The organism is Myroides odoratimimus (genome assembly GCF_001485415.1).
Taxonomy (GTDB): Bacteria; Bacteroidota; Bacteroidia; order Flavobacteriales; family Flavobacteriaceae; genus Flavobacterium; species Flavobacterium odoratimimum.
Genome location: NZ_BCMQ01000005.1, coordinates 98,385 through 116,921, shown reverse-complemented (window position 1 = coordinate 116,921; position 18,537 = coordinate 98,385). Strand labels below are relative to the sequence as shown.

Annotated in this window: 17 protein-coding genes; 3 read left to right on the top strand and 14 right to left on the bottom strand. The window is 35.0% G+C overall.

Annotated elements, in window-relative coordinates; genetic code table 11:
- Window positions 1-12: 12 nt before the first annotated feature.
- Window positions 13-735 carry a HesA/MoeB/ThiF family protein gene (locus tag MODO_RS06525; protein ID WP_006259745.1) on the top strand — a complete coding sequence of 241 codons (723 nt, stop codon included), beginning with the start codon at window positions 13-15 and terminating at the stop codon, window positions 733-735.
- Here the strand turns inward: MODO_RS06525 and aat are convergent.
- From aat to MODO_RS06510, 3 genes are read right to left on the bottom strand one after another with little or no spacing between them, the layout of a single operon-like run.
- Window positions 725-1,375: a leucyl/phenylalanyl-tRNA--protein transferase gene (gene aat, locus MODO_RS06520; RefSeq protein WP_006259746.1), complete on the bottom strand. Its 651-nt coding sequence runs from the start codon at window positions 1,373-1,375 to the stop codon at window positions 725-727. The two genes, MODO_RS06525 and aat, sit on opposite strands and share 11 nt — an antisense overlap.
- Before the next feature lie 47 nt (window positions 1,376-1,422).
- On the bottom strand, window positions 1,423-2,082 hold the full coding sequence (locus MODO_RS19730; RefSeq protein ID WP_006259747.1) for a DUF3127 domain-containing protein: 660 nt from the start codon (window positions 2,080-2,082) through the stop codon (window positions 1,423-1,425).
- A gap of 25 nt (window positions 2,083-2,107) precedes the next feature.
- On the bottom strand, window positions 2,108-2,980 hold the full coding sequence (locus MODO_RS06510) for a flavin reductase family protein (protein WP_039328628.1): 873 nt from the start codon (window positions 2,978-2,980) through the stop codon (window positions 2,108-2,110).
- A gap of 133 nt (window positions 2,981-3,113) precedes the next feature.
- Between MODO_RS06510 and MODO_RS06505 the strand changes: the two genes are divergently transcribed.
- A complete protein-coding gene (locus MODO_RS06505) occupies window positions 3,114-4,268 on the top strand; it encodes a sensor histidine kinase (protein ID WP_006259749.1) in 1,155 nt (384 codons plus the stop codon).
- Window positions 4,269-4,302: 34 nt separating this feature from the next.
- Here MODO_RS06505 and MODO_RS06500 read toward each other — a convergent pair whose 3' ends face one another.
- Both MODO_RS06500 and greA read right to left on the bottom strand, forming a co-directional pair.
- Window positions 4,303-4,692, bottom strand: coding sequence for an HIT family protein (locus MODO_RS06500; protein WP_006259750.1), 390 nt, complete (start codon window positions 4,690-4,692; stop codon window positions 4,303-4,305).
- A gap of 16 nt (window positions 4,693-4,708) precedes the next feature.
- Window positions 4,709-5,185 carry a transcription elongation factor GreA gene (gene greA / locus MODO_RS06495; protein WP_006259751.1) on the bottom strand — a complete coding sequence of 159 codons (477 nt, stop codon included), beginning with the start codon at window positions 5,183-5,185 and terminating at the stop codon, window positions 4,709-4,711.
- Window positions 5,186-5,340: 155 nt separating this feature from the next.
- Between greA and MODO_RS06490 the strand changes: the two genes are divergently transcribed.
- Window positions 5,341-5,796 carry a Rieske (2Fe-2S) protein gene (locus MODO_RS06490; protein WP_006259752.1) on the top strand — a complete coding sequence of 152 codons (456 nt, stop codon included), beginning with the start codon at window positions 5,341-5,343 and terminating at the stop codon, window positions 5,794-5,796.
- A 401-nt stretch (window positions 5,797-6,197) separates the two neighbouring features.
- Here the strand turns inward: MODO_RS06490 and MODO_RS06485 are convergent, their stop codons facing one another.
- From MODO_RS06485 to MODO_RS06445, 9 genes are all read right to left on the bottom strand, one after another.
- Complete coding sequence (locus MODO_RS06485; protein WP_006259753.1) at window positions 6,198-8,339, bottom strand: TonB-dependent receptor; 2,142 nt, start codon at window positions 8,337-8,339, stop codon at window positions 6,198-6,200.
- Window positions 8,340-8,580: 241 nt separating this feature from the next.
- The gene (gene arfB / locus MODO_RS06480) at window positions 8,581-8,979 is read right to left on the bottom strand and encodes an alternative ribosome rescue aminoacyl-tRNA hydrolase ArfB (RefSeq protein ID WP_006259754.1); all 399 of its coding nucleotides are present in this window, start codon (window positions 8,977-8,979) and stop codon (window positions 8,581-8,583) included.
- Window positions 8,964-9,590: a nicotinamide riboside transporter PnuC gene (gene pnuC / locus MODO_RS06475; RefSeq protein ID WP_006259755.1), complete on the bottom strand. Its 627-nt coding sequence runs from the start codon at window positions 9,588-9,590 to the stop codon at window positions 8,964-8,966. Before pnuC ends, arfB begins: the two co-directional genes overlap by 16 nt.
- Before the next feature lie 72 nt (window positions 9,591-9,662).
- Complete coding sequence (locus tag MODO_RS06470) at window positions 9,663-10,385, bottom strand: Bax inhibitor-1/YccA family protein (protein WP_006259756.1); 723 nt, start codon at window positions 10,383-10,385, stop codon at window positions 9,663-9,665.
- Window positions 10,386-10,434: 49 nt separating this feature from the next.
- Window positions 10,435-11,046: a 4'-phosphopantetheinyl transferase family protein gene (locus tag MODO_RS06465; protein WP_006259757.1), complete on the bottom strand. Its 612-nt coding sequence runs from the start codon at window positions 11,044-11,046 to the stop codon at window positions 10,435-10,437.
- A 142-nt stretch (window positions 11,047-11,188) separates the two neighbouring features.
- On the bottom strand, window positions 11,189-12,544 hold the full coding sequence (locus MODO_RS06460; RefSeq protein ID WP_006259758.1) for a DUF4302 domain-containing protein: 1,356 nt from the start codon (window positions 12,542-12,544) through the stop codon (window positions 11,189-11,191).
- 21 nt (window positions 12,545-12,565) lie between these two features.
- Complete coding sequence (locus MODO_RS06455) at window positions 12,566-13,450, bottom strand: zinc-binding metallopeptidase (RefSeq protein ID WP_006259759.1); 885 nt, start codon at window positions 13,448-13,450, stop codon at window positions 12,566-12,568.
- A 19-nt stretch (window positions 13,451-13,469) separates the two neighbouring features.
- A complete protein-coding gene (locus MODO_RS06450; RefSeq protein WP_006259760.1) occupies window positions 13,470-15,011 on the bottom strand; it encodes a RagB/SusD family nutrient uptake outer membrane protein in 1,542 nt (513 codons plus the stop codon).
- Between the two features lie 13 nt (window positions 15,012-15,024).
- Window positions 15,025-18,384 carry a SusC/RagA family TonB-linked outer membrane protein gene (locus MODO_RS06445; RefSeq protein ID WP_006259761.1) on the bottom strand — a complete coding sequence of 1,120 codons (3,360 nt, stop codon included), beginning with the start codon at window positions 18,382-18,384 and terminating at the stop codon, window positions 15,025-15,027.
- Window positions 18,385-18,537 lie beyond the last annotated feature (153 nt).

The window sequence follows — 18,537 nt, the reverse complement described above, 5'->3', positions numbered from 1 at the left end:
AAAAACTATAGTATGGATACAACAGATTTCTTGCGATATAACAGACAGATGAATCTACCTGAAGTAGGAATAGACGGTCAGATGAAGATAAAACAAGCTAAGGTATTAGTAATAGGTGCTGGAGGATTAGGTTCTCCAGTGCTAACTTACCTTGCTAGTTGTGGTGTAGGCACACTAGCGGTAATAGACTTTGATACTATCGAACATCACAACCTTCACAGACAAATACTATTTACAGAAGCTGACATCAACAAAAACAAGACTAGTATAGCCAAACAACGCATCGAACAAATAAACCCACATATCCACTTCACAATATACGATGAACAGTTAACCTCTGACAATGCAGTAGCTATTCTGAGTTCATTCGATATTATCGTAGATGGTAGTGATAATTTTAGCACACGTTATCTAGTGAATGACACATGTGTAGCATTAGATAAGACACTAGTCTATGGTACTATATTAGGTTTTGAAGGTCAGGTGAGTGTCTTTAATCATCATAACAATGCCAACCTCCGTGATCTCTTCCCAGAGCCTCCTGCTCCAGAAGATGTCCCTAACTGTAGTCTTAATGGGGTACTTGGTACATTCCCTGGTATAATAGGAACTATTATGGCTCATGAGACACTGAAAGTCATCTTAGACCTTCCCTCCCTTTCTGGTCAACTTCTTATCCTCAACACATTGACCTGGGAAATAAATAAACTGAAGTATGGTAGCGTTACCTCTTAGGTAAATATTCTAGAAATACCTCTCTAGGTATCTCATAAGCACCTAAAGAACTTAGATGATCATTATATACTTGACAGTCTAGTAGCTTATACTTTTTATCACTTAGATATTCACATAAGTAGATAAAAGCTACTTTACTAGCATTTGGTACGAAGGAGAACATACTCTCTCCACAGAACACAGGTTTCATATCTACACCATAGAGACCACCTACCAGTTCTCCATCTTGCCAAACCTCTACAGATTTAGCGATGCCTAAGTCATGTAGATTGCAGTATGCCTTGATCATATCATCTGTAATCCAAGTACCTAACTGCCCATCGCGCTTAGCGTTCTGGCAATTATTAATTACATCTGCAAAACAAGTATTAAAAGTAACTGTAAATATATTTTTCTTTAAGATACTACGCATACTCTTAGAGATATATACCTCATCAGGCTCTAGCACCATACGCATATTAGGAGACCACCATGTAATAGGCTCTCCATCTTCAAACCAAGGAAATATCCCAGACTTATACGCTAATATCAATCTATTAGCAGATAAATCACCACCGATGGCTAAAATACCTGACTCATGCGTATTATCTACTGCTGGAAAGTATAAGTAATTACTGTCTAAGAGTGTTATCATAGGCATAAAAAAGTCCCTAAGAATAATCTTAGGGACATCTTAAAAGAATATTTTTAGAATGGTAAATCATCGTGATCTTCCTCCATATAGCTTGAAGCAGGAGGAAACTGTTGTCCCATATTACTTTGTCCTTGGTTAAAACCTTGTTGGTTTTGGTTTTGATTGAACCCTCCCATTTGTTGAGATTGAGTATTCTGAGCAAAACCTTGTTGTTGGTTTTGGTTAAATCCTCCTTGTTGAGCTTGGTTATTTTGAGCGAAACCACCTTGTTGCCCTTGATTAAACCCACCCATTTGTTGAGCTTGATTGTTCTGAGCGAAACCTTGTTGTTGGTTAGATTGTTGTTGCATACCAGCATTTCCGTATTGAGACTGCATATTATCTTGTTGTCCCATATAAGGTTGTTGGTTTTGTCCCATGTTACCACCTTGTTGAACTGGCATCATGTGTTCTATTCTCCACCCTTGGATTGTATTAAAGTATCTGATTTCTCCTTGTGGACTTTGCCACTCTCTACCTCTCAAATTAATAGATACACGTACTTGCTCACCTACTTGATAAGAGTCTAATAAATTTACTTTATCTTGTGTAAACTCAATCATAATGTGCTGAGGATATTGCTCTTCCGTAGTTACTACTACTTCTCTCTTTCTGAATGATGAACTGATATCTTGTGTATGTCCAATTAATTTGATTCTTCCTGTAACTTCCATTTTAATCTCTTTTTTTAATTACAATCTATTTGGCTAAAATTGTTTTCCAAGCCAAAGGTACATTATTTTCTTCTAAATATTTTTTTGCTAATTTAAATTTATTGATTTGATTCTTAGCAACCAAAATTTCTTTTAACTCTTCATTTGCATTCACAAAAGAAGCAACCTCCTCTTCCGTAGGCAGCTGCTCTACATTACCTAATACTCCAAGGTCATTACCAGAGAACACTCCACTCTCCACTACTCCTTCTGGTAGAGCATCTACTCCTAGGCCTAGTGTAGTCAATGGTTTTTCTACTTCAAATATACCATCATTCGCACGAGTATACCAGTTCGCTCCCATACGTGCTACTAGATCTATCTTATGCTGATCTATCTGTCCGTTCTCATCTAATATTTCCTCATTGACATGTATTTTTACCACCTCACAGATTACTAGATTACCAGCACCTCCATCATTACCCAGTCCGATTACCTCCTGTACCACACATTCATACTGCACTGGACTTTCTTTGACTCTGAATGGCTTCACGATATCAGATGGCACCATCGTCAATCCTGATTTGACAAACTCATTCACCCCATCCTTATATTCTGTACTAGATAGAGAAGTCTGCTGTACCATATCATAAGTCACCACGTTAATCACTACTTGTAGATTAGCTTGTACGTTAAATAAGGTATGTTTATTCGTATTATCTCTTACACGTCTAGACGGAGAGAAGACCAATATAGGCGGGTTAGTACTCACCATATTAAAGAAGCTAAACGGCGACAGGTTAGGTCTACCATCAGCATCTACGGTACTTGCTAGTGCTATAGGACGAGGTCCGATAGACGTCTGCATTAATCTCTGTAATTCTACTACAGATATATCTTTAGGTTCTATAGATTTCATATGTATATTTAATTGAAGAAAAGTAAAGTTACAAAAGCTTTTAGGAACCATAAAATTTTTAATACTTCATTAAACTAAATTCAATTCATTTATTTTAATTACTTTTAAATGTTCATAAAACCCATATCAGAACTTGAGAAGTAAAAAAGAAATATTTCGTTGGTCAGTCATTACTGCAGCCTTAATCACCTTATTAGTCATCCTATGGAACACCTATTCCTTTTTTCAAACCTATAAGACAGAAGAGAGAACCAAGATGAAAATATGGGCAGAAGCGCTGAATACACTTGATATAGCTACTTCTATAGAAGCTGACGTTTCTCTACCCTTTCTGATTATCATGGAGAATAAGACTATCCCTATTATCCAGACAGATGAGCATGATAAGATCATCTCTCTAAACAATATAGACGAACAAATAGTCAATACTCCTGAGAAAAAAGAAGCTCTACTGCGCAAACTGAAGTTTCAGAACCCTCCTATTATCCTAAAAGTAGGTAAGCAAACTCAGTATGTCTATTATGGTAACTCATCCTTACTGACCAAGCTAAAGTACTACCCTGTCACATTAGTACTTATATTCTTATTCTTCACAGTTCTGCTATTCTACTTCTATAGAAGTAATAAGATCGCTACTCAGAACAAGCTATGGACAGGAATGGCGAAAGAAACAGCCCATCAGATAGGTACACCTCTATCCTCACTATTAGGTTGGGTAGAGATCATGAAGCTAGATAATGTAAGCCCTGAAATTACAGATGAAATAGAAAAAGATGTCAAAAAACTTCAGATAATAGCAGATCGTTTTTCTAAGATCGGGTCTATACCGAAGCTAACTAATGTAGATATCGTATCAGAGACGAGGAAGTCATTTGATTATTTCTCTCTGAGAAACTCTAAGCAGATTATCTTCACGCTAGACTGTCCTGACTACGAAATTAATATTCCTCTAAACAAGGAATTACATAGCTGGACTATAGAGAACCTAATCAAGAATGCTATCGATGCCATGAAAGGAAAAGGAAAACTAGCTATCCTGATACAGGATAGTGAGAAGACTGTCAATATCTATGTAACAGATACAGGAAGCGGGATACCGAAGAAGATGTTTAATAAAATATTCGAGCCTGGTTATACCACTAAAAAACGTGGATGGGGGCTAGGACTATCTCTAACGAAGAGAATCGTAGAAGAATTCCAAAACGGAAAGATTAAAGTAACGCAATCAGAAATAGGTAAAGGAACTACATTCTGTATCACATATCACAAAAAAAAGGCTGATCTATAATCTAGACAGCCTTTGTTACATTATCCATACAGTCTTATAAATGACTGTTAATAGCTTTAGCTACACTCTCGAACTCTTCTGGAGTTAGCTTTTCTTTCTTAATGAAACGCATATCATCCATTTCTTGAAGAGGGATTAAATGCACATGTACATGAGGTACTTCTAACCCTACTACAGCCATCCCTACTCTCTTACACGGTACAGCTAGCTCTAACGCCTTAGCCACCTTACGAGAGAACCTCATCAATTCCATATAATGATCCTCTTCCATATCAAAAATCTTATTGATTTCCTTTTTTGGAATACATAGTGTATGTCCCTTTGCATTCGGATTAATATCTAAGAATGCAAGGAAATTATCATCCTCTGCTACCTTATAGGCAGGAATTTCTCCAGTAATGATTTTAGTGAAAATAGAACTCATAATATACTTTTTAAAATTAGTCTCTAGTGATCTCAAGAATCTCAAACTTCATGATTCCATTAGGAACCTGGATCTCAGCTACATCTCCAACAGATTTGCCTAGAAGTCCTCTTCCGATAGGTGAAGTTACTGAAATTTTTGCAGCTTTTAAGTCTGCTTCACTTTCAGCTACTAATGTATAGGTAATCTCCATTCCATTAGCTTGATTCTTTATTTTCACTTTAGATAATACTAAAGCCTTAGACATATCTAACTGAGATTCGTCTATCAACCTAGCATTAGCTACTACTTCCTCTACTTTTGCTATTTTTAGTTCTAATAAACCTTGTGCTTCCTTAGCGGCATCATACTCTGCATTCTCAGATAAGTCTCCCTTATCTCTCGCATCTGCAATAGCTTGAGATGCCTTTGGACGCTCCACACTCTTCAACTGCTCTAACTCGTCTTTTAGTTTTTTAAGACCCTCCGCAGTATAATACGAAATCTTACTCATAATTAACACGTTTATATAAATAGAAAAAATCCCATAAAAACGGGATTCTTCGCTATAAAGATATTTTTATTTTTATCGTTAAATCAATAATTAACTGTTCTACTATATTTGTCAAAGTTAAATAATTAAATTTGTTTTTCAAATAGTTTATTAAAATGAAGAAATTATTTCTAATCCTATTTACTTTACTAATATCTATAGCATGTAGTAAAAGCGGTAGTGGGTATCACAACCCTTATCTACCTAATGTAAAAGTCAATCTTATGGTAAATCTGTACCAAGCAGATGCAGACTACCTAAGATATCAGAACGGTACTTATGTGAATTATAGTCAAGGCATTATAGGTGTAGCAATATTCAACGCTGGCTCACAATATTTCGCTTATGATCTAACCTGTCCTGACCATGCCTTTGACCCTGTTACCTCTAGATTAGTACAAAAAAAACCTAATGATCCGTATGTATACTGTACCAATAAACATCAACATAACGGAGAGGAACCTGCCTTCTATCTAGGTAATGGGCAGTCTATAAAACCAGGGTTAAAATACAACCAACTGAAGCCTTATCCAGTAAGAAAAAGTGGTGACAATATCTTCGTGACTTATTAATAAGTAAATCCTATCAATCTATATCAATACTCCTTCATCGGAGTATTTTTTTGTACCTTACTCTCTTGTGGAGATGGTTCGGGTAGAGATTTAGTACGGTTCGGTAAACCCCTTCTCAACCCAAGTAAATACTAGTTATTACCGAATAGCTTCCGAACGAAATAAAAACAAAAAAGAATAAACACTTATATTTCAATCATTTAAAACAAAAACAATTCTCCATTATAAGTCAAAAAGAGCAAATAGAGTCATTCTCTCTATATTAGTTCATTAGATCTTATAAGACCTACAGCATCTTACTAAAAGCAACATTACGATAAAACGAGGTCAAAAAAAACCACCATATCGCTATGGTGGTCTCTATAAATAATCTAGCCTATTAGATTGTTTATTAATATGGATTAGAACTTAATAGTCAGTCCTGCCAAGATATTAAACTCTGCCTGTGGATAATAAGCAGGTCCCCATTCTGGGTCATAATATCCATTAGACATATATTTTACATTAAATATATTATTTGCTAATACAGATACGCCTACAGATCTTACCCATCCTTTAATCGGGAACTCATAAGTAGCACTTAGATCGTTGATAAAGTATGAATCAAGCTTTGATTCCTTAGCATCTAAGTTGGCCATATATTGTTCTCCTACGAACTTCGTTAGAAGAGATACACTCATCCCCTCTACAGGTAAATACGTAATGGCATTAGAAGCAATAAAATCAGGAGAGAATGCGATATTCGTAGTACCTAGGTTTACAGGTAAATCAGCTACTGTAGTCATAAAGTTCTTATTCTTATTAGCACTAATAGTCATACTAGGTGCCCAATATAACTTATCTAATATTCTCACATTCGCATCGATCTCGATACCTGCTCTATAACTATCACCACTATTTGCTCTTAACATGGCTCCTACATCGTTTATTTCTCCTGTTAAGATAAGTTGGTTTCTATACTTCATATAGTACGCATTCACATTCACAGTAGCACGGTCTCCTTTAAATCTCCATCCTAGCTCATAGTCATCCATGCTCTCAGACTTAGGTTTTCCTTCGCCTTCGTAGTCCTTTCTATTCGGCTCTCTATTCCCTTTAGCATAAGAGAAATATAGTTGGTTCGAATCATTCAACTGATAAGTAATACCTCCTTTTGGGTTAAAGAAGTTAAATTTATCATCTACTAGCCCTGTCTCGATACCGTTAGCCTCATAAGTAACACGTCTATACTGCATATCTCCATATAAGCTCCACTGATCAGCGAACTGCCAAGTAGCCTTCGCGTAGAAGTTAAGGTCTGTCTTTACAGCATCGTCTCTGTAGTACTCATAGTTAGGTGCTATCTTCACAGGTTCTCTAGTCCACAACACATTACCGAAGTGGTCTCCTTCGTATTTATTAGCCCCTCCACCTAAGATTACATTAAGCTTATCTGTAGTGTAGCTCGTATTAAACACCATACCGTAGAAATGATTCGCTAAACTCTTCTGTCTGATAAGGTCTGTCTTATTTACCTCCTTACCGTCTACGATGATAGGTTGGAAACCATAAGTCTTAAACTTCTGGTTCGTCTTATAGTTCTCATAATATCCATCTCCCTTAGTATAGTGAAGTGACACATTAGATGACCACGCTGATGACCACTTCTCGCTCCAATGTAGTTGATAGTGCGTCTGGATATAATTATCAGTCTCATTGTCATAGAACTGTGTATTGCCTTGATCATCCTTATACTTCCCTGCAGGGTTATAACGACGACCATACTTATCTATGTCTGCCTGAGATACACCATTCCACGCTTGATAGGTCTTCTGTTTACCACCGAATACGACAGCCTTCACTAATGATGTCTCACCTACATACACTCCCTGTAAGTAGTATGACTTCATCCTAGAAGACGCACGGTCTATATATCCATCAGACTTCATATCTGATAGACGACCAGCAATCTCAAACTTATCATTGATCAATCCTGTACTAAACTTGACAGTAGACTTACGCGTATTATAACTTCCAAAAGAATTAGAGATTTCTCCATTCGCCTCATGTGAGAAGTCATCTGTCTTTAGATTAAGACTCGCACCGAATGCTGCTGATCCGTTAGTAGAAGTACCTACACCGCGCTGTAACTGTAGATTCTGGACAGATGATGTAAAGTCTGGCATATTTACCCAAAACGAACCTTGTGACTCTCCATCGTTATAGGGAATCCCATTTAAGGTCACGTTGACACGTGTAGCGTCTGATCCTCGTACCCTGAAGCTAGAGTACCCTATCCCATTACCGGCATCTGTAGTAGTCACTACTGAGGTCATATAAGACATGATGGTAGGGATATCTTGTCCGAGATTGCGCTTTCCGATCTCATTCTTAGACAAGTTAGCATAAGCGATAGGCGTCTTCTCATCTGCACGCACAGCTGATAATACGATCTCGTTAAGTGTTGATTGTTGAACAGAATCTTTAACTTGTTTCTCTTGTGCATAGGTCGAACTTGCACAAACAGCAGTTAACAATAAAGATTGAAGTAATGTTTTTTTCATTCGTAAAAAAAATATCTACAAATAAAAGGGGCAATTATTCTTATTAATTAATAATTACACTAGTCCACAACAGTTCTAGAATGAACTGTATATACTCCCTTGGCAGCATTACCCGCCCAGGTTCTATGGGTATGATCTCAGCCGTACGGCACCCCTTTGAGATTTATGGTACAAATATAGGCTGTTTTTCTAGAGAAAAACAACTATATCTAAGAAGAAGAGATGTTTAACACCTTTTGGGTTAAAACACTCTCTTTCTCAAGGCTTTCTTTAAAGAATTCTGTTGTTTATTGTCTTTTCTTTTTTGCAATACTCTACGAGGAGTTTTCGTCTCTCTACGTTCTTTCTCGATGTGTAATCCTATCGCTAATAACTGAAAGAAACGATCAATGACAATCTCTTTATTCTTAACCTGACTACGTGTATTATCTGCGTCTAGAATAAGTACACCTTCTTTATTAAATCTATTTTTCAGACGTTCTAATAGCAGTGTTCTCTCTTCTTCTGTTACTCCTTGAGAGTTTAGACAGTCCCAAGACAGAACCACTTTAGACGATACTTTATTTACATTCTGACCACCAGCTCCACTACTGCGCACAGCCTTAAATGTCAGTTCTCTTTCGATTATTTCTCTAAGCATTTTTCTCTATTTATTGTTTTATACCACGATATATAAGCCATCGTAGCTAATACTGTAAAGATAGCAAATTGTACTGCTAATATCCCATATCCTCTATAAGCATATAACGGAACAGAGATAATATCTCCTATAATCCACAGTGTCCAGTTCTCTATCTTCTTTAGTGCCATATAGTACATTCCTGTGAAGAAGATACCTGATGTGATAATATCTATATAGTTCTCAGGTAGGATCTCTTTGCCAGAGAAGTGATATACGCCATAGATGATCACAAGAGTAACTGCGAATATGATAAGTCCTTTTATCTTCTCACTAGTGTTCGTACGACTAATCTTCAGAAGAGTATCTCCGTCTTTCTGTCTAGACCAGTTATACCACCCATAAACACTCATGATAGAATAATACCCATTCAAAATCATATCTCCATAATATCCTATCACATAGAGTAAGTAAACAGTGATAATCGTAGCAATAATGCCTGTAGGGTAGACAAGGATGTTCTCCTTACCTGCATACCATACACTCATAATCCCAAAGATAAATACGATAGATTCTAACACTATCTGAAGCGTACTAGTCTCTCTATATGCTCCAAAAAAAAAGTCAATCATAACAAATACACTTAAAATAAAAAACCGCACTCTTCATGGAATGCGGTTCAAAAGTATAATATATCTTTCTAATTAGTTGTTTCTACTCATTACAATTCTCAGAATATACCAGAAAAGTAACATTAACGAAGCAAATAATGATAGAGCAGCTGGTACGTGTTGGTTAGCTGCGTATTCATTTTTAATCTGCCATGTAGAGTATAAGATCGATCCAGAAGCTAAAGCTACCATCGCTAAAGAGAACCATAACCCAAGGTTAAATCCGAAGATCATACCACAAATAATAGTACCTAAAGCTAAGAAGAATCCAATACTAAGGATAGATCTCATAAAAGAGAAGTTAGCATTAGAGCTAAATACTACTCCAGTCAATCCACCAAATAAAGCCAATGTCATAATACCTGCCTGAGAAATCAGAGTAAGGTCATTAGTCATAGACATAGCGATATATAAAATAGGCACAAAGATAAATGCCTCTGCTAATACATATAGAAACAGTCCAGCATACTGAACCTTTTTATCTACTGAGTTATCAGCAAGTCTCTGTGCATACCAAGTGATCCCCATAAAGGCACCTAGCACGATCAACCATGAGAACTTACCCATCCCAATAATAGTAAACATCCCTTCTACAATGAAAGGTGTGTTCAACATAATAGCTTCTAATACAATAAAAGCTAATACTCCTGCTGCTAAAGTAGCATACGTCTTTTTATAAAACTGTGCTCTTACTACTTCAGATTCCATAGCTACAGGTAGCGTGTAATCAACATTTTCAAAATTGTTTTTCATCATCTATATTTTTCTCAAAAGTACTAATTATCTTTTTAAAATTACTATTGCATTAAGACTCTAATGCATAAACCAACACAAAGTTATCTAATTCTATTGTTTTATATTCGAATTTTTGATTAAAAACTTCATTATTAACAAAACATTCTTTCGTTTTAAGTTCTACCTGCATATCACTTTTAAAACTCAGGCTACGTGACTCACACATCTTAAACATAGCTTCTTTCGCACACCATATCTCTGTCAATGTATCAATCTCATCCGAAGAATTTAAGGCCGTGTTTAGTTCTTCTTCATTGCAAAACTTATTTGCAATACGCTTTATTTTATCGCGCTTCATTTCTACATCTATACCCACATTCTCCTTGCCTATGATAATACTAGCATACTCAAACGAATGCGAAATAGAGATAAATGAACTATCACTAAGACTAGGTCTACCGTTTATATCATAACACAAGTCGCTATCACTATATCCTCCATGGTGCAGCAACTGTCTGACTGCCATAAATCCCTTTTGGTGTACTTCAGATTTCATTCCTTTTAATCGCTCAGCAGAGCGCTCTTGTAGCATAACACCGTTCATCAGTTCCACGAGATTCTCTTCTACTTTCCAAACTAACACCTTGTAGGTTATTCCTTTGATTTCTTTTACTAAAGGCATCTTATCTATTTAATTACGCAGACAAATATACTTGAATAATAAAAAATCCTAAAGAAACATTTCACTCAATGGTACATACTGACTTTTTAATCCACAAAAAAAGCCGCTCGAGTGAGCGGCTTTAACTAATCAATATATTTAATTAAAAAATAACATCATAATCCCATGTTGGTAAAACTATAGGAGCTTTACTAGAAATAAAAGTAATAACAGGATTACTGTATTGTACAGTACCTCTCTCTTTTCTAATATATAAATTCTCTCCTAGGAATAAATCATTTAATTCAATTACTTGGGCAGGTAAACTTAATGTATTCCAACCTAGAGGAACAACTTGAACAACATTCCCTTGTAATTCTTTTAATTGGAAGAAGTAAACGTAACTTTTTCCTTCAAAAACATATTCTGACAAAGCACAAGGCACTACTCCACTTCCTGTATTAACAGTTGTATTAAAAGTTAAATTAACTGCTGACATTTTATATTCACCATTGGCTCCTTTTCCATACTCTGCAATTTTGTTTCTAAGAAATACTGAAGTAAATTTAGATCCTAAAATTTGATAAGAACTACCTGTTCTAAACATAAAATAAGGTTCTTTAGGATTAGTAGGTAAAGACAATAGTTTTTTATAGCTCATATCAGTCCAAACAACAGGTTTATTTGAATATTTAAAACTAACCTTAACATTACCTTCTTTTCCAATAAAGGAATCGCTTATCTCATCATATAAAAAAGATGTTATCTTCTGTCCTCCAACTTCCATCGCAGGAGTTACAATAAACCCTCTAGTATTATAAGTCAAAGCATAATCACTATCTTTAAAAAGTTTATTACCTTGTAAATCAACCATTCTTACAGAACCTAGATTCGTAAAGTCGAATCTCTCAACCTTACCAGCTACTTCAACATCTACAACTCTAAAATAAGGTTTAGATAGTGAATTCATATTATCAACCATAGTATATTGTTGATTAAATGTTTCCCAATCTTCTTTAGTTGCTTTGACAAATGTTAACTCTTGATCTTGTTTTGGAGTTCGAAAATAAATCTCATTTTCAGTATTACCATAATAGCCAAACTGATACTCTCCATAATATCCCTTACCTGCAGCATACGGTGAATTAGCAGGATCTGATAATTGATGTATTTTGGAACGAGTTGTAAATACTAAACTCGCAGTTGCTCTTTGATGAATAGCATATTCTGTAACCTCACTAATAGGCCCTGATGCATCAAAATCAGATACCATTTCAACATTACGAGTATCTTTAAATCTCATCAAATAAGTATAACTACCAAAATCTCCTTCAGAAGTATTATATACTAATTTCCATCCATACTCTGAAGACAATAGTAAATCTTGTAATTTTTTTTCTTGCTCAGAAAGACGTTCTGCAACAGATTCATCGAAAACTCGATCCTCTTCTTTTTGACAAGAAGCTATTCCAGCAAGAATTATTGTTGCTAAAAAAGCTTTAGTTATATATTTTTTCATAATTCTAAATCTTAATAAGTATTATTCTTCTAGATCACCTGCCATCACTGCTTGTGTATTTCTCTCAGCAGCATCACGTAGTGCATAAAAATCCATATCAAACTGATTTTTAAAATACTGTTCTACTAATTGAAACTTCTGCTCAATAATTTTTCTCCCTTCAGCATCTTTAATATCTTTCAAAAATGCTTGTTTTTCTGCCTCTGATCTCAATAGTACAAAAGCTGCCGTTTCAGCAAAATCCTCATCATAATTACTACGAGCATAAGGTGTCACGAAGCCTAAATTATTACTAACATCATCGCGCTCAATATACCAACTTGATGTATATCCTCCTTTTAAACTTGCTACTTTACTCCAAGCTTTCAAATCATAAGGTTTAGTTTGATTTAGAATATGAATATACTCGTGTTGAATAGTATGTACAAACTGTCTAACACTTGCTAAACTTTTATAGTTAATATAATCTGTATTATACATCGTAATTCTCGCACCTCCTCCAGCATCTCCTAATACAATTGTACCATTATGATTCAGATTGTAACTTCCTATGAAATGTAATTGTCTAGGTGCTAATTTCTTAACAAAATCCTCACCACCTATCTCTGTATAAGTATCAATCCATATTTTCTTGATAACTTGCAAAGCTGGTTTTACACTAGACACTTTAGGAGGAAACAATGTTTTATCAGGCTTTCCTAATGATTCATCCCATAAATAAGTAGCCGAAATATTATATGGCTTTGTATACTTATTTTCAATCCATTGATCTAATTCTGTTTTAGGTTTTTCTGTAGTATCAAAAATAGATTCATCTCTTAATTTATCATCACTAGAGCAAGCACTTAATAATACAGAGGCTGTAAAAACTAAACCAACTCCTTTTATTATATTTTTTACTGTCATAATCTTTCTTTTTTAAGGTTTATCTTGGATTAGCTTGGATTCCATTATCTATTGCAACTTGAGGAATTTGTAATTGATATCTTAGATCTCCTTTTTTAAGAATAATTTCAGGACCTCCTACCATTTGATGTTTTACTTCCAAACCAAATCTTCTAATATCAAACCAACGATATCCTTCTTCAAAACCTTCTCTTCTTCTCATATCAGCTACAGCTTCAAGCATTACTGCTTGTTTCTCATTAATAGTTTTTAAAGGAGTATATTTTCCTGGAACATATGGAAATAATTCTTCCACATACTCATACTCCATAACATCTAATAAATCCTCTGGTTTCAACTCTGGTTTAATCAAAGAGCGACTTAACACTAAGTAAGAATACATTTTTAAAGCCTCATCAATTCTATCCTCCATCACAAATGCTTCCATACGATCTAAATATAACATATCATTAGAAAACAGCACAAAAGCAACATATGGATTACCCGTCATATTCGTAAAGTCTTTGATTTTAAAATACTCATAGAATTTAGGAACATAATACACATCATTATTCTGATAAGTAGCACTAGGATAATTCCACGTTATTCCTAATGGGTTTGCATCAGCAGTAAATAATCCTTTATCTCTACTAGCTACAGCAGATGTTAATACAAAGCGTGTTGTATGTTGGCTTCTACCTTTTATTGATTCTGAATTAGCAACTAATAAGTTAGTTACTTTATCTGTTTTAGCAAATTCTCTATTATTCTGTTTATCATCCCACTTTCTAGAATCATAAACATCTCTAAGTTTACCAACTGGCACATTTCCAAGCTGATTAGAGTACTCTATTGTTTTAGCATAATCTCCCTTAAACAAATAAAAACGAGCTGCAAAAGCTTTAGCTGAAGCCTCTGTAAAATGATACTTAGCAATTTCAGGGCTACTATATGACGCTCCTTTTATTCCTTCAAGACCTTCTAATAAATCCTGTTCTATGAATTTATAAACTTCAGCGACACTATGTCTTTTATACTCTTGTTTTAACTGTGTTTCAACAGTAGTAACATAAGGTACTCCTAAATCACTTTCTGCTGTAGCTGGATTATAACTTTTCGCCCATAAATTTACAAGCATAAAATGATTATAAGCACGAGCTAATAAAGCCTCTGCTCTCAACTGTTTTAATCCATAATTAGATGAAGGTTTATTAGCATATTCTTTCTGCATTTCTTCTAAAGCCTCCAAAGCCTTATTAGCACTAGCAATCGCTTTATAACTATCCATCCAAAAAGCATATTGAGAATCTATATCTTCCTCTGTAGCAGGTAACCATTGATAATTTTGTTCTGTTTGCAAAGAAGTAAAATGCAAACGCCCACTATCAACAACATTATCACTCATCTGTTCAGCAAATTCAGCATGACTAGTATTTGGATAAGCTCCTACCAATAATTCTCCCACCTTTTTAGGTGTATCTATTTGAGTTCTATTATCTGGCACTTCTGAAAGAAAGTCACTACAGCCTACTGTAGCAGTTGCCAAGATTAATAATCCTACTAATATCTTTACTCTGTTCATAATAATCTAAAATTTAAAAACCAACATTAAGTGTCAATGTGTATTGACTTGTTTGTGGCATAGCTACCCCTCCTGTTCTGTAAAATTCTGGATCTTCTCCATTAAGCTTTTTATCTGCATAGATTAACCATGGGTTAGTTGCATTAAAACGCAATGAGAAATTAGACATTTTCATAGAGCGTTTGAAATGATCAGGGAATTCATAAGTCAATGAAACGTTCTTTAATCTCACAAATCCACCATCAGCTACACGCTCTGAAGAATAATTATAAGTATTATAAGCTCTTTCCATGACTCTACTTCCTAACACACTTACAAGGGTATTATCAGGTATAACAGGTACATTAGTAATATTCTCATCACCTGGATTAATCCAACGATCTTCAAATGACTTACTAAATACATCTGTATCACTATATCTAGCTGCATAAGATGGATATAAACGAATTTTATTTCCTCCTGATGCTACAATCAAGAAATTTAAACTCCAATTTTTATAAGTGAATGTATTCGTTAACCCTAAAGTCTTATTTGGTTCAATCGATCCTTCATATTTTAAATAACCTGTTGGATTATTGGTATCTTGAAAATTAGCTCCACCAATTACATCTGTTTGACCAGGTGCTTGTAAAAAAGTTGGTAATCCTCTATAATCTAGCCCTGTAAATTGATAAGAATATAAAGCATTACGAGGTCTTCCTACTACGTTACCATTAAATCCTTGTACTAAATCAATCACACGAGGAGTATTTTGTAACCTAGTAACTTCTTGATTGTAGTAAGATCCGTTCAATGTAGTAGACCAGCTAAACTCAGGTGTTTTAATATTAGTAGTCGTAATACCGAACTCAATACCTCTAGTACGCATATCTGCATTATTACCTAACTTAACATTTTGACCACCTACACCTGATGTACGTACATAATCAATTAAGTCAAAAGCATTCCTTTGGTAGGCATCTACTACTAACTGCACTCTATTATTCCATAAACCTAAGTCAATACCAATATTTGCTTCATGTTGTTTTTCCCATGTTAGCTCTGTATTTTGAAGATCCTTAATAGAAATACCATTCTCTATAGTATTCAAATCAGGTCTAGGCGTAACATATGGTCTATAGATTGCTAAAGAATTCGTTGCTGGTCCAGATGTAGCAGTTAATCCATAAGAAGCACGTAATGCTAAATTACTCACCGTATGTGAGTTCTCCATAAACTTTTCACTAGAGATATTCCACTTTCCTGAAGCAGTCCAAGTTGGTAACCATCTAGAAGAACCTGTATCTCCTTGTCTATTTGACCCATCGTAACGCCCTGTTAAAGCCACTGTATAACGTCTATCATAGGTATAAGCTGCTCTAGCAAAGAAGGCTACTGTTCTTTCTTTCTCTTCACCATAAGTAAAATACTCTCCCCCTTGCTCTAACAATTTACGCATTGCTAATAACTCTGGATAAGTAGTTAAACCCTTGTCAAATTGAACTCCTTGAGCTAAGAAATAATCTTTATCACGGTTTACTACTCTCATCTCTGTACCTCCGAAAACATCTAATTCATGTAAATCGTTAAACACATTGTCATAAGTAAAGCTGTTTCTCAATAAGAAAGATGTCATATCATTCGTAAATGTTCTCTTTAGCCCTGAATTTGTCATAATAGGCATTGGAGGAACTTCTTTTTGATCAGGATCTCTATATAAAAAGATATTTTGATCGCGTTCTACTGTTGACTTATCTGCATTATAAGCACCTATCACATTTGAATCCTGAGTCACATTATGCACACGTTTTGTAGTTGCATAGCGAGCAGATCCACTTAAATTATACGTTAAGTTAGGTAATAACTTATAATCTAAATCCAATTGAAAACGAATATCTTTTACATCAATATCCATATAGTTATTGTCTAACTCATTCATGATATTAAATGGAGCCCAGTTACTTCTATAGTACTCATAGTTTCCATTGTCATCATAAGGGCGTAACGTTCTAGTTGTATTTAAAGCATAACTAAATGGATTAATGTCAAAATCACGTTTTACAGATCCATTTACTACATCTTTTTCTGCATCATAAGCCCCTGGTGCTTTCTGATCACGTACTGAAGCAATAGATGATAACGATATTTTTAACTTATCATTTACAAAGAATGTATTCTTTAGGTTCAATGTCAGACGGTGTACTTTATCAGCAATAGACCATCCTGAATCAGCTAAGTAACCAATAGAGGCAAAATAGGCATTATTTTTTCCTCCTCCATTAAAACTTAATGAATGTTGTTGTACAATAGAAGGCCTAAATAATTCTTTAAACCAATTTGTATTTGCTTTTTCATAAGTTTGTAAAAACTTATTTTGTGCAGCTTCCCCATTATGCACCCCATATTGATTATGCACAGGATCAAATTCATTCATAGCACGATACATAATTCCGTATGCTCCACTATGTCTCCCATATAACATAGAAGCATAATCTAAATAGCCTTTATTCTGAAGCTCTCTATACGCCATCATATTATCTTGTGAATTCATCACATCATATTGATTGTACTGAGGTATAGGACGCAGTGTATTCTCCATCGTATAGCTAATAGACATAGGCGTATCTCTTCTACCAGATTTAGTAGTGATCACCACTACCCCATTCATGGCACGAGATCCATAAATAGCCGTCGCAGAAGCATCCTTAAGTACGTCAATACTCAATACATCATCCGCATTAATTCCAGACAAAGCAGAACTTAAAATAGACTCTGAGTTACCTGAAGCTAACTGCTCAAATGATACGTTCACAATATCTTCCTGTACTACACCATCAATTACCCATAGTGGTTTAGTATCTCCCATAATAGAAGAAGCTCCACGAATAGTAATTTTAGGAGCAGCTCCGAAAGTACCTGAAGGGTTTTGTATAGTTACCCCTGCTACCTTACCTTCGATCATTCTACTCACATCCGCTACCCCATCTACCTTCAGATCTTTCGCTTCGATACGACTTACAGCTCCAGCCTCCTTACGTTTAGTAATAGTCTGATACCCTGTATTAATCACTACTTCGTCAATCATCTCCGTTGCTTCTCCTAAAGAAACATTGATAACTGCTAGCTCTCCGACTTTCTTCTCTGCTGAATTGAATCCCATGAATTCAAACACAAGAACGGCGTCCTTACCATTTACCTTAATAGAGTAATTTCCATCTATATCTGTCTGTACTCCCTCTTTAGTACCTTTGACAAATATAGTAGCGCCAGGCAATGATGAACCATCATCAGAAGCCACAACTCTTCCTTTAATTACCTTTTCTTGCGCATACACACTTCCAGTAACTGTAAGTGCTAATGAGAAGAAAAAGAATTTAAGTAAACCTTTCTTCATACTTGTTAACTATTAATTAATTTATCATTAACAAATAAATAACATAATATTATCAAAAACTAGAGGTAATGTGATTTTTATCAAATTATCATCATAATACACTATTTATTAAATAATATAAACTTTTAAATATATTTAATAAAAATTACACAC